Source organism: Shewanella sp. CG12_big_fil_rev_8_21_14_0_65_47_15, from assembly GCF_002783505.1.
Lineage (GTDB): Bacteria > Pseudomonadota > Gammaproteobacteria > Enterobacterales > Shewanellaceae > Shewanella.
In genome coordinates this window covers 38,854-51,805 of the sequence record NZ_PFGL01000049.1, presented here as the reverse complement: position 1 = coordinate 51,805, position 12,952 = coordinate 38,854, and the positions used below count along the sequence as shown (strand labels likewise).

The 12,952-nt window shown below is 47.7% G+C and carries 10 protein-coding genes and 1 pseudogene; 6 read left to right on the top strand and 5 right to left on the bottom strand.

The genetic code is table 11. The features are described from left to right. Positions 1–102: 102 nt before the first annotated feature. Positions 103–660: a malate synthase gene (locus COW15_RS13745; RefSeq protein ID WP_293633089.1), complete on the bottom strand. Its 558-nt coding sequence runs from the start codon at positions 658–660 to the stop codon at positions 103–105. A 253-nt stretch (positions 661–913) separates the two neighbouring features. Between COW15_RS13745 and COW15_RS13740 the strand changes: the two genes are divergently transcribed. The 3 genes from COW15_RS13740 to COW15_RS13730 all read left to right on the top strand — a co-directional run bounded on the left by COW15_RS13740 (position 914) and on the right by COW15_RS13730 (position 4,525). After that, a complete protein-coding gene (locus COW15_RS13740; protein WP_293633088.1) occupies positions 914–2,446 on the top strand; it encodes a DUF3612 domain-containing protein in 1,533 nt (510 codons plus the stop codon). Between the two features lie 502 nt (positions 2,447–2,948). Further along, positions 2,949–4,001 carry an ATP-binding protein gene (locus tag COW15_RS13735; protein ID WP_293633087.1) on the top strand — a complete coding sequence of 351 codons (1,053 nt, stop codon included), beginning with the start codon at positions 2,949–2,951 and terminating at the stop codon, positions 3,999–4,001. Between the two features lie 2 nt (positions 4,002–4,003). Beyond that, positions 4,004–4,525, top strand: a complete 522-nt coding sequence (locus COW15_RS13730) for a hypothetical protein (protein ID WP_293633086.1) — start codon at positions 4,004–4,006, stop codon at positions 4,523–4,525. Positions 4,526–4,662: 137 nt separating this feature from the next. Here the strand turns inward: COW15_RS13730 and COW15_RS13725 are convergent. From COW15_RS13725 to hslR, 4 genes and pseudogenes are all read right to left on the bottom strand, one after another. After that, a pseudogene (locus tag COW15_RS13725) lies at positions 4,663–4,884 on the bottom strand (gamma-glutamyl-phosphate reductase); the annotation flags it as partial. A 164-nt stretch (positions 4,885–5,048) separates the two neighbouring features. Then, the gene (locus COW15_RS13720) at positions 5,049–6,590 is read right to left on the bottom strand and encodes a phosphoenolpyruvate carboxykinase (RefSeq protein ID WP_293633085.1); all 1,542 of its coding nucleotides are present in this window, start codon (positions 6,588–6,590) and stop codon (positions 5,049–5,051) included. Positions 6,591–6,789: 199 nt separating this feature from the next. Then, the gene (gene hslO / locus COW15_RS13715) at positions 6,790–7,650 is read right to left on the bottom strand and encodes an Hsp33 family molecular chaperone HslO (protein ID WP_293633084.1); all 861 of its coding nucleotides are present in this window, start codon (positions 7,648–7,650) and stop codon (positions 6,790–6,792) included. A 32-nt stretch (positions 7,651–7,682) separates the two neighbouring features. Next, on the bottom strand, positions 7,683–8,081 hold the full coding sequence (hslR, locus tag COW15_RS13710) for a ribosome-associated heat shock protein Hsp15 (protein WP_293633083.1): 399 nt from the start codon (positions 8,079–8,081) through the stop codon (positions 7,683–7,685). Between the two features lie 250 nt (positions 8,082–8,331). Here hslR and gspC point away from each other — a divergent pair, with 250 nt between their 5' ends. The 3 genes from gspC to gspE are packed head-to-tail and all read left to right on the top strand — an operon-like array spanning position 8,332 to position 12,952. Beyond that, on the top strand, positions 8,332–9,255 hold the full coding sequence (gene gspC / locus COW15_RS13705; RefSeq protein ID WP_293633082.1) for a type II secretion system protein GspC: 924 nt from the start codon (positions 8,332–8,334) through the stop codon (positions 9,253–9,255). Between the two features lie 24 nt (positions 9,256–9,279). Next, positions 9,280–11,394 carry a type II secretion system secretin GspD gene (gene gspD, locus COW15_RS13700; protein WP_293633081.1) on the top strand — a complete coding sequence of 705 codons (2,115 nt, stop codon included), beginning with the start codon at positions 9,280–9,282 and terminating at the stop codon, positions 11,392–11,394. Then, positions 11,387–12,952, top strand: a complete 1,566-nt coding sequence (gene gspE / locus COW15_RS13695) for a type II secretion system ATPase GspE (RefSeq protein ID WP_293633080.1) — start codon at positions 11,387–11,389, stop codon at positions 12,950–12,952. The genes gspD and gspE overlap by 8 nt, the downstream gene beginning before the upstream one ends.

Genomic DNA, 12,952 nt, shown 5'->3' with positions numbered 1-12,952 from the left:
AACGGATAACGGATAACGGATAACGGATAACGGATAACGGATAACGGATAACGGACAGAAAAGGGAAGGAGATTAACTTAATCCGTTAATCTCCTCGATAGATTATAAATTCACTATATTTTTCAAGCTGTAATCACCACCATCCTTGGCGGTAAATTGTTTATCTTGGGTATCGTTGGCGCTAGACATACCCGCATGCAGCAAACTGAGCCAATGGCGAGAAGCGCTAGAACGGGCTTCCGTTGTTTCCATCGATAATGGTGCTTCGATTTGGACATCTTCCAGATTGGCCAGATCCCTAGCGCCTATCATACCGCTGCGGTCGAAACTGAGTTCTACATGGCAACCTTGATCCTGCAATACTATGGCACTGGGGGAGTCTTTGGTGCCGTTAAAGGCCACAAACTGTTTTGGCTGACGTAAACCACTGTGGCTACCATCGGCAAAAAAGGCCAACAGGTGTTGATAGTAAACCACATAGCTACTGACATCCTGATGTGAACCCGAGTTAAGTGGAAAGGCGCTGTCGAGGAACTGTTTTGCCTTGGCGATTTTTTCGTGCTCGGCGACATTCACTTGGGCCACGGCGAGCACTTCTTCTGCGATGAGGCTATTTAGATTCGGTTGGATCTGGTTGCTCTTGATCATTGACATATTCATCGCTCGTTCCTCTACACTTTCCAATTTAAAAAATTAGGGTTTTGATTTAACTTGTGGCCTATCAAAGTTTGTCTTCAATTTGGTTTGTCCGCTTTAAGTGCTTATCCACTTTTAAGGTGAATCCTTAAGCATTTCTGATACTGGAATGGCTTAGCTTGTGCGCATTAGTCTTTCCTTGATTGCTTGATTTGTAGTCTAGTCTTTTTTTGACTACAATTTCACAATAAAAATTTTACACTGTGAATTTTACAAAATGCGCAATGACCAGAGCTTGATGAGAAAATCACACTTCCTCGGGACAAAAATACGTAACCTACGGAAACGTAATAATTTAACCATGGAAGATTTATCGGCACGCTGCATCCGAGTCGACGCCGGAAGTGCGCCCTCTGTGTCATATTTGTCGATGATCGAACGCGGCAAACGCGTGCCCAGTGCCGAAATGTTGGCCGTGATTGCCACGGTTTTTCAAAAGGACGTTGACTGGTTTCTGGACGATGCGCCCGAGGAGAGTGCCATCACGCCGGATAAGGGCCGCCGTGGTGGTATTAGTGGCATGGCGCTGGAACCCAGCTTTTTGTTTTCAAATGATATTTTGCAAATAGCGATCCCGGAAATGTTATCGCAGACCGGGATCTCGGGTCGGCAATTCGCCCATTTGTTGATCCGCGCTCACCAGGAACATCATCAAAACCATTTCCCCGATCTTGAACGTGCCGCCGAAGAGGTTGGGCTTAAGCGCATGCCCTTATCCCTCGAGGATATGCTGGATATTGCTAAGGGCGTAGGGTTAAAAATCAAGTGGATAGATAGCACGCCACAGGAAGTCATCGACGAGCGTGGTATCAGTTCGCATCAGCTAGTCACCTCCTTCTTCGAGCCGCCCAGCACGATTTATGTCAATAAAATGCTGAAAAATCGCCCCAGTCGGCTTAAGTACGATCTCGCCGCCCATATCGGCCATTGTGTATTACACAATAAAGATGGGCTTAAGAGTGTGATGATCTCGGGCCGCAAACTGGAGATGGATGAAGAAGTTACCATGCAATCCAATACCCTGAACGCACAGGATATTTTGCATGCGTGGCGCGACTTTGAGTCCAGCTTTTTTGCCGGGGCCTTGCTATGCCCTAAAGTGCCCTATCGGCAATTGCTCGACCGCCATGGCTACGAAATTGAGGTGCATAAACAGCTGCAAGTGTCAGCCTCGGTCGCCATGCGGCGGATGACGGTCGTATCGCCTTATCCCCATTGGCATTATTTTGATGCCTACGCGCCGGGCAAACTCAAAGCCGTTTACCGTGGCAATGGTATTCCCCTGCCCTGGGGCAATATGCGGCTGGTGGAAGATCCCTGCCAGCATTGGGCGGTTTTTAGAATGATCAGCGAGCCAACGGTCGGTACTTCGGCGCAGATTTCGATTTTAAATGTGGGTAATGAGCCACGGATTTACTGCTGCGAGTCGATTAAGGTCGAAGACTCGGCGGGCAACCCCCATGTGCTCTGCGCTGGCATCGACTTAAACCCGGCCATTGAGGCCCAAGGTAAAGATGCGCTCTCTATCGCCCATGATTTAAAAGCCGCCTGCGTCTCAGGTGGCGGCTCAGTCGCGATTCCCAAGCATATTAAAAGCGATCTAGTCAGCGTGGCTAAGATTTTGAATATCAACTGGATTGAACGCGGCATTAAAAACGATGCTCGGCTTATCTGCTCCCGCGGCGCCGTCTGCCCAAGACAACCCAGCTGTTATCAAGCGGGGAAATCACAATGTGATGGGGTGGAGTAAACTATGCCGCGAAGTTTTGCACAGGTTTAGTTAATGGCTGCGATTAAGCACTCTCACTTCAGTGACACGCCATAAACTCGTCCTTGAGGGCTCGACGGCGGCATCCATGCCGCCAACGGTCACTGCCGCGAGAGTGCTTAATTTCATTGGACTCTGGTATGTTTCTTAGTCAGCACATAGGTAAAAAATTTAACTATTAAATTTCTTGGATTTAGCAGATTAAAAAATAACTAGCTCGGCTCATTAGTAATGATGATTAGAGTTCCCTCTTACTAAGTGCTAATCTACATTATATTTGGATTTTTAACTGAATCTTTGTAGTATCACATTGAATAAAAAGCACTTCTAGACTAAGGCTACTAGAGAATTTCATCGAACTAAAACCGCATAGTGATGATAAGTGTCGGCAACAACTCAATTTGATATACACGATTGAGATATTGTTAGATAGACTAACATTTCAAGCCTATCATCGAATTGGTGTAGATTTTAAGGAGTAACCGTGCTGCAACGAATGACTATTAAGAATTTGACAGTGTTTGCCGAAGCAAATCTTTCTTTTGCACCTGGCTTAAATGTAATTATTGGTGAGAATGGCTGCGGAAAATCTCATTTATTAAAGACCGCCTATTCTTTAATAGCTGCAAGTGCAGAAGAGGGGCGAAAGCCTAACGCAACTACACCGACAAAATCATTATTGCAGAAGGTGTATGCTGAAAAACTCGTTAATGTCCTTCGCCCTGAATCGCTAGGACGTTTGGCACGCCGTAGACAGGGAAGAGAACGTTGTGAATTATCCTTAGAGTTCGATAACCCTAATCTTAACTTCACTCTTGATTTTTCTACATCAAGTAAATCTGAAGTGCAAATTAGTGCCCTTAATAGCGATTGGCAACCTAAAGCTCCTGTTTTTTTACCTACTCGTGAATTACTAACTCTATATCCAGGTTTTGTATCCATTTATGACAATCATTACCTAGAGTTTGATGAAACATATCGTGATGCGTGTTTACTGTTGGGGGCACCAGCTTTAAAAGGTCCAAGGGAGAGTAAAGCGGCAATTCTATTAAAGCCTTTAGAAGATTCTATGGGTGGGAAAGTAATTTTAGACTCCAATGGTCGTTTCTACTTGTCCTCTCCAGGTCAAGGAAAAATGGAAATGCCCCTTGTCGCAGAAGGTTTGAGAAAACTTTCAATGCTTGCGCGTTTAATTGGAACAGGTTCGTTATTGGATAAAGGTTATCTCTTTTGGGACGAGCCAGAAAGCAATCTCAATCCTAAATTGACAAAGTTGATTGCTGAGATGGTGTTGCATTTATGTGCGAACGGCATTCAAGTATTTATCGCTACACATTCACTGTTTTTGCTGCGCGAACTAGAAGTGTTGTCAGAAAACAAACAGTTTAAGAAAATCAAACAACGTTATTTTTCTCTTCGCCCAAATGAAAATGGTGTTGAGGTCGAGCAAGCAGATGCCATCGAAGAAATACAAACTTTAGTACTATTGGATGAGGAACTTAGTCAATCACAGCGATTCATGGAAGCAGGGGCCTAAAATTGATTGAAGAAAATAATGCTATTGTCGAAGGTAGATTAACTTTTCATTTTGAACCATTGATCCAAGCAACAAAGTATGACGATTGGTCATTTTATCGTAACCAATTTAACAATGCTTTTGGTGGTGCAAAAGCAATCGACTTGATCGTCATAGATAGTCATACAACATGGCTCATCGAAATCAAAGACTACCGAGCATACCAACGAACGAAACCTATTGATATAGGTGATGAAATGCTCGGTAAAGTACGTGATACTTTAATTGGTTTAGTCGCCGCTAAATTCAACGCTAATGATCAAGAAGAGAAGCGTGTTGCAAAGCGGGCATTAGGAACTAATAAACTTCGGGTGGTGCTACATTTGGAACAACCACAAAAACATTCGAGACTATTCCCAAGGGCAATAAATCCTGTGGATGTAATACAAAAATTAAAACAGAAATTAAAATCAATTGACGCTCATCCAATAGTAGTCGATCAATTTAGTTTAAAGCCTGAAATGAAATGGACTGTGGAAGGATAGGATATTTTTGGCTTTAACCATTAAATTTAACCAGATATTCATCGCTAGATTGTACGCAGATTGTTGATGATTAAGCACTGGAATGTCAGTGCTTAATCATTCGCAAGGCTTTAGTAATTGCTTTGGGAGTAAGAAAGCTAAGCTCTAATCTGCCCTGTGCCTGAAACTAGAAACTTTTCCGTGGTTAGGGCTTCGAGTCCCATGGGGCCGTAGGCATGTAGTTTAGTGGTGGCGATGTCGGCACCGAGGCCGAGTTCGCTACCATCGGAAAAACGCGATGACGCATTGACCATTACCACAGCGGCATCCACTGCGCGTTGAAAGCGGGCGGCTGTGAGTTCATTCTCGGTGCAAATCACCGCGTTTCAGAAAAAAATTCAACCTAAAATAAAATTACTTTTGTTTTTTAAAGGGATAAAAGCGGATTAATCGCCCAAAATCGTATGATATTCAAGGCCAATAAAAAGCGCCGATCCATTACTGGATAGGCGCTTTTTTATAACTAATCCTTTGGCTTAAGTGCTTATGCCTTTGGGCCTGCGTTGCGGATAGCGTCGGATACTTGATACTTAGCGAAGTTTTTTGTGAAAGCTTCGGCCAGTTTTTGGGCGTATTCGGCGTATAGCGCTTTATCGCTCCAGGTATTCATTGGATTGAGTAAATTGCTATCCACACCCGCCACTGCGACAGGAACGGCAAGGTTCAAGGTGTCTAAGTGGACGGTTTCAACCTCTTTCAACTCACCGCTAACAATCGCATCGACGATAGCCCGGGTCGTTGGAATATCGAAACGCTTACCTACGCCATGGGGGCCGCCTGTCCAGCCGGTGTTGACTAAGTACACTTGGCTGCCGAAGGACTCAATGCGCTTCATGAGCAGTTCGGCATACACGCCTGCAGGGCGAGGGAAGAAAGGTGCGCCGAAGCAAGTTGAGAAGGTCGATTGAATGGCCGAGGTTGAGCCGATTTCGGTCGAACCCACCTTGGCGGTATAACCCGACAAGAAATGGTATGCCGCCTGTTCTTTACTCAGGATAGAAACCGGTGGCAATACGCCAGACACGTCGCAGGTTAAGAACACCACCGCATGGGGCTCGGCGCCGCGGTTATCTTCTTTACGTTGGGCGATATGCTCCAGCGGGTAGGCCGCGCGGGTGTTTTCCGTCAGGCTGCCGTCTTTGTAGTTTGGCGCCCGATGTTCATCCATCACCACGTTTTCGAGCACAGTGCCGAAACGAATCGCATCCCAAATCACGGGCTCATTTTTTTGGCTTAAATCGATACATTTGGCGTAGCAACCACCCTCGATATTAAATACGCCGCCCGCTGCCCAGCCGTGTTCATCATCACCAATCAGGAAACGTTTGGGATCGGCCGATAGCGTGGTTTTACCCGTGCCAGATAGGCCGAAAAATAGCGTAGTGTCGCCGTCTTTACCTACGTTGGCCGAGCAGTGCATGGGTAGCACGCCCAGGGCTGGCAGCAGGAAGTTCTGCACCGAGAACATGGATTTTTTCATCTCGCCGGCGTATTTCAGGCCCGCGAGCAGCACTTTGTGTTCGGCAAAGTTCAAGATCACCGCCGCTTCTGAATTTGTGCCATCGCGCGTTGGATCGCAGACAAAGTCAGGGGCATTAATGATTTGCCATACGGGCTTATCTTGGCGATTGAATTCTTCTGGAATGATAAAAAGATTGCGGGCGAACAACTGGTGCCAAGCGTATTGAGTGGTGACTCTTACTGGCTGGTAGTGTTCTGTGTCGGCGCCCACTTCGAGGTCGGAGACAAACAGTTCCTTATCGGCGAGAAAGGCTTCCACCCGCGCCCATAAACCTTCGAAGGCTCCCGCATCAAAAGCTTGGTTAACTGGGCCCCATTCGATGTCGGCTGCCGAACCGGGTTCTTTTACAATAAAACGATCGCCGGGTGAGCGACCTGTGCGGGCGCCCGTTTTTGCGACTAGTGCACCATTGGCTGTCAATTCACCTTCGCCGCGTAGCAGGGCAAATTCGACAAGTTGTGCGGTTGAGGGGTTGTAGTGAACGCGGTGTAATCCATCCGCCATAGTGAGGTCTCCATGTATTTGTATTTATGAGGTTATTTTTATTATCGATCGTCTGCCGATTTGTTTTATTTATCACCTGAGTCATGCTAGGGGATAAAGTGAGGCGATTGTAGCCTAAGCGGGGGAGAAAGTGTGAGCTAGATCATTGAAGCGGGTAAGAAAGGGGGCTTAAAGCCCCCTTTACAAGGCAATGTATTGATTACTGTTGGGTATTTGCCGATTGACCGTTGGCGAATATCGCCGCTATATCTATGCCATCGAACACATAGTTTGCGTTGCAGTATTCACAACCCATAGCGACTTTGCCATCTTCAACCAGAATGGCTTCAATTTCGGCTCGGTCGAGGGTCTTGATTGCTGCGGCGCTGCGCTCCCGTGAACAAGTACACTTAAAGCTCACCTCGATAGGGTCGAATAGGCGCACTTCTTCCTGATGATACAAGCGGTGTAACACATCCTGTGCCTCTAAAGTGAATAACTCTTCGGCCTTAATGGTGGAGGTTAACTGGCTCAAATGCTCGAAGTCATGGTTGTGATCTTCTTGGCTTGGCAGAATTTGCAGGAACATCCCCGCCGCTTGTTTACCGTCAGCAAATAACCAGAGTGAGGTGGGCAACTGCTCAGATTGATTGAAGTATTCCTCAACACAGGCGGCCAATGTTGGCTTGTCTAATGCCACAACCCCTTGATAGCGCTCACCTTCATCTGGAGTGAGGGTGATCACCATATAGCCTTCACCAAAGAGATCGGCAAGGTTAGCATCATCGGCTAACGCGCCATCCCAGCGCGCCACACCACGGAGCTGTTGCAGGTTATTTCCATTGATCACCGCCAATGAAACTGGGCCATTTCCCTGTAACTGAACACTGATATCCCCACTGAACTTTAAGGTGGCGGTTAACAGTGAGGTCGCGGCCATCAACTCGCCGAGCAAAACCTGTAGCACTGGGGGATAAGCATGCGAGCCTATCACATGCTGATAGCTGTCTTGCAGTTGCACCAGTTCACCACGCACATCGGCATTGTCGAATAGGTAGCGGTGTAAAATATCTTGGTTCATCTTGTGTCTCACTATTGAGTAACTTTTAAAGCCTAGAAGTCTTTAAATCGAATAAGCTGGCGTCGTTGTTTCTTATCCGGTTTATGGTCTGGCGCAGGATTATTGAGTATGTTCAATCGCCTGGCTTCGGCGTTTACCGCGCGTTTTGCCACACTGTTTGCCGTTTCTTCGTACAATTCTTGTGCAATTGACGCACTTTGGCGCAGTTCTGATAATTTTTTTATGACGATCTCTTTGTCGTCATATCCCTGGCGTATCTTAAGGACGGCACCTATCTCGGCATTCTTACTAGATTTGGTGCGCGCGCCGTTGTAATGTACTTTGCCGCCATTGATCATTTCCTTGGCAATGGCGCGGGTTTTATAGAAACGCGCGGCCCACAGCCATTTGTCGAGTCGAACACTGGTGTTGTCGCTAGAACTTTGCGTCATAGTGTCTCCAAGATAAAAGATCGATGAGTTCACACGCTGAGCAATAAAATGCGTGAGTCGCATTTCTATTATGTTAAAGGGAGGCGTGCTTCACACCCTTTTAAGGCCGGCAAAGTTAGCATAATTGGGCAATTTTCGCCAATTGCAATACTGTTATGGGGTTGTTGCCAAATGCAGCCTAGGTTAGCATGTGGCGGGCATTATTATTACCTAATCAGAACAGAGACCTGTATTGAGGGTCCACATAAATATGGATTTATTAGATAAAGTTATCGCGAAAGCCGCCAGTATTCCACATAAGCCATTGAGTCAGTTTGTTTTCTGGCTGGGTTTAGTGGTGAGTTTACTGTTAGCCGCGCAAATTACATGGAAACTCGTACCGACAACCTCATCCCCGAGCGCTTGGTCCCCCACGGCCATTACGGCTGGAAAAGGGGCTGGGCAAATCGATCTCGCTGGTTTACAGCAACTGGGACTCTTTGGCACTGCCGCGCCTAAGTCCGAGCAACCTAAGGCTGAAGTCGTTGAGACTGTGACCGATGCACCTAAGACAACCTTGTCTATCCAGTTGACAGGGGTGGTGGCTTCGACGGCCGATCAAAAGGGCCTAGCGATTATCGAATCTGGCGGTAGTCAAGAAACCTACAGCCTCGGCGATAAGATTAAAGGCACCTCCGCCTCACTCAAAGAAGTCTACGCCGACCGTATTATTATCACCAACGCCGGCCGCTATGAGACCTTGATGCTCGACGGTCTGGTGTATACCAGTCAAAGCCCCGCCAATCAGCAGTTACAACAAGCCAAGGGCGATAGGGGTGAAGTCGCCAGCCGTGTCGATCAGCGTAAAAATGCCGAAATTTCCCAAGAGCTGGCCGAATCCCGTAGCGAACTATTGGCCGACCCCAGTAAAATTACTGATTACATTGCTATTTCTCCGGTAAAACAGGGCGAGAATGTGGTCGGTTATCGTCTGAACCCCGGTAAAGATGTCAATTTATTTAAACAAGCGGGCTTTAAAGCCAATGACCTCGCCAAATCGATTAATGGATATGACCTGACCGTGATGAGTCAGGCATTAGAAATGATGAGCCAATTACCTGAGCTAACTGAAGTTTCCATTATGGTCGAGCGGGAAGGGCAATTGGTTGAAATCATGTTTAGTTTGCCGCAATAACACGCGTTAGAGGAAAGTAAAATAATGAATAACAAAAGGATTCGACGCAAACTGATTGCCGGAGTTGTGGCGGGCGCCGCCATGTTCACCTCCCAATTTGTTTGGTCCGAACAATATGCGGCCAACTTTAAAGGCACCGATATCCAAGAATTTATCAACATCGTTGGTAAAAATCTGAATAAGACCATTATTGTTGATCCAACGATTCGCGGCAAAATCAACGTGCGCAGCTACGACTTGCTGAACGATGAACAGTATTATCAATTTTTCCTCAACGTCCTGCAGGTCTACGGCTATGCCATAGTCGAGATGGAAAATAACGTCATTAAGGTCATCAAGGACAAGGACGCCAAAACCGCCGCTATCCGCGTTGCCAACGATAACGACCCAGGCCTTGGGGATGAGATGGTGACCCGTATTGTGGCGCTGTATAACACAGAGGCAAAGCAACTGGCACCACTACTACGTCAGTTAAACGATAACGCCGGTGGCGGCAACGTGGTTAACTACGATCCGTCAAACGTGTTAATGCTCTCCGGCCGCGCCGCTGTGGTCAACAAGTTAGTGGAAATTGTCCGCCGCGTGGATAAGCAGGGCGATACCTCGGTACAAGTTGTCCCATTAGAGTTCGCCTCCGCCGGTGAGATGGTGCGGATTATTGATACCCTCTACCGCGCAACGGCTAACCAAGCGCAATTACCCGGCCAAGCACCCAAAGTGGTCGCGGATGAGCGCATTAATGCCGTGGTGGTGAGTGGTGATGAAAAGAGCCGCCAACGTGTGGTCGAGCTTATTCATCGTCTCGATGCCGAGCAAGCCAGCACGGGCAACACTAAGGTGCGTTACTTACGTTATGCCAAGGCCGAAGATTTAGTTGAAGTGCTGACAGGTTTTGCCCAGAAGCTTGAGGGTGATAAAGATCAGAGTGCCCAGGCGAGTGGAAAACGTCGTAATGAGATCAATATTATGGCGCATACCGATACCAATGCTCTGGTGATCAGCGCCGAGCCAGATCAGATGCGCACCATAGAGAGCGTGATCAATCAGCTCGATATTCGCCGTGCACAGGTATTAGTTGAAGCCATTATTGTGGAAGTCGCCGAGGGTGATAATGTCGGCTTCGGTGTGCAATGGGCCGCGAAAGCCGGCGGTGGCACTCAGTTTAATAACCTAGGCCCGACCATAGGTGAGATTGGTGCGGGTATCTGGCAGGCGCAGGATGTGAAAGCTTCCCAAACTTGTACTGGTTCGGGGGATAATCAGACCTGTACAGAAAACCCTGATACCAAAGGTGATGTCACCTTACTTGCCCAAGCTTTAGGCAAAGTAAACGGTATGGCTTGGGGTGTGGCCATGGGCGACTTTGGTGCGCTGATTCAGGCCGTATCGAGCGACACTAACTCTAACGTACTCGCCACACCTTCTATCACCACCTTAGATAACCAAGAAGCCTCGTTTATCGTCGGTGATGAAGTCCCTATCCTGACGGGGTCAACCGCCAGTTCGAGTAACAGTAATCCATTCCAAACCGTTGAACGTAAAGAGGTTGGGGTGAAGCTTAAAGTGGTGCCGCAAATTAACGAAGGCAACGCCGTTAAACTGGCTATCGAGCAGGAAGTCTCTGGAGTTAATGGCAACACGGGCGTGGATATCTCCTTTGCCACTCGTCGTTTAACCACCACAGTGATGGCCGATTCGGGTCAAATTGTCGTGCTCGGGGGCTTAATCAACGAAGAAGTACAGGAAAGCGTGCAAAAGGTACCTTTCCTTGGCGATATTCCTATCCTAGGCCATCTGTTCAAATCTTCTTCCAGTAAGAAGACCAAGAAGAATCTGATGATCTTTATTAAGCCAACCATTATCCGTGATGGTGTGACTATGGAAGGGATCGCGGGTCGCAAATATAACTATTTCAGAGCCTTGCAGCTTGAGCAGCAGGAACGCGGCGTCAATCTTATGCCGGAGACTCAAGTGCCTGTATTAGATGAGTGGAATCAATCTGAATATCTACCTCCAGAAGTAAACGATATTTTAGAGCGTTACAAAGAAGGTAAAGGTCTCGATACCCAGATGCGTAAAACGGATTCAACGCTCAAAACGCTGGATGAAAACAAGAATAAAGATAAAACCCATGAGTGAAATACAAGTATCCCAAGTCGATGACTTAAGCCTAGTGTCAAATGAGCTAGGCCTAGAAGCCGAAGGCGATGAGGTATTTCGCTCCAGCAGTAAAGAGCGCTTACCCTTTGCCTTTGCCCACCGCCATGAGGTGATTTTAGCCTATGGTGATAATGGCGAATTGAGCTTGTTTTATACGGCTAAAACCCCCTTGGCAGCCATGCTCGAAGCCCGCCGCTATTCGGGGGTGGATTTACCCTTAGTGCAACTCGAGGCGGGTAAATTTGAGGCTAAATTAACCCAGGCCTATCAAGCTAATTCCTCAGAGGCCCAGCAACTGATGGAAGATATTGGCAACGAGATGGATTTATTCACCCTTGCCGAAGAGTTGCCGCAAACCGAAGATCTGCTCGAGGGCGATGATGACGCTCCAATTATCAAGCTGATCAACGCCTTGCTATCCGAAGCCATTAAAGAAGAAGCCTCGGATATCCATATTGAGACCTACGAGAAACAACTTGTAGTGCGTTTTCGTATCGATGGTGTACTCAAGGAAGTGCTTAAGCCAAACCGTAAGCTGTCGTCGCTGCTAGTGTCGCGGATTAAGGTGATGGCGCGCCTCGATATTGCCGAGAAACGTGTGCCGCAGGATGGTCGTATTTCCCTGCGAATTGCGGGCCGTGCTGTGGATGTGCGGGTATCGACTATGCCATCGAGCCATGGTGAGCGGGTCGTGCTGCGTTTACTCGATAAAAATGCCGGCAATCTCGATTTAAAACAATTAGGTATGACGGATAGTATCCGCGTTAAGTTCGATGAACTTATCCGTCGTCCCCACGGCATTATCTTAGTCACGGGCCCTACGGGTTCGGGTAAGAGTACCACGCTATATGCGGGTCTTACCGAAATTAACTCCAAAGATACCAACATTTTAACCGTTGAAGATCCGATCGAATATGAATTAGAGGGCATAGGTCAAACCCAAGTTAACACTAAGGCGGACATGACCTTCGCCCGTGGTCTGCGGGCGATCCTGCGTCAAGACCCTGACGTGGTGATGATAGGTGAGATCCGTGACCTTGAAACCGCGCAAATTGCGGTGCAGGCGTCACTGACGGGGCATATGGTGATCTCGACTCTGCACACTAACACCGCATCCGGCGCTATTACCCGTCTGCAGGATATGGGCGTCGAGCCATTCCTCGTGTCCTCGAGCTTGCTTGGCGTCTTGGCCCAACGTTTGATCCGCACCCTCTGTCCAAAATGTAAGACAGAGCATATTCCCGATGAACGTGAGCGTGAATTGCTCGGGATAAGCGCGGATGATCATCGACATATTTTCCGCGCTAACGGTTGTAAGGCCTGTGGTAGCAGCGGTTATCGCGGTCGTACGGGGATCCACGAGTTATTGCTGGTGGATGATAATGTGCGCGAGCTTATCCACGGTGGCCGCGGTGAATTAGCGATCGAGAAATATATTCGTCCGTTTGTACCGAGTATTCGCCACGATGGCATGAGTAAAGTGCTCTCAGGCATCACCACACTCGAAGAAGTGCTCAGGGTGACCCGCGAGGAGTAA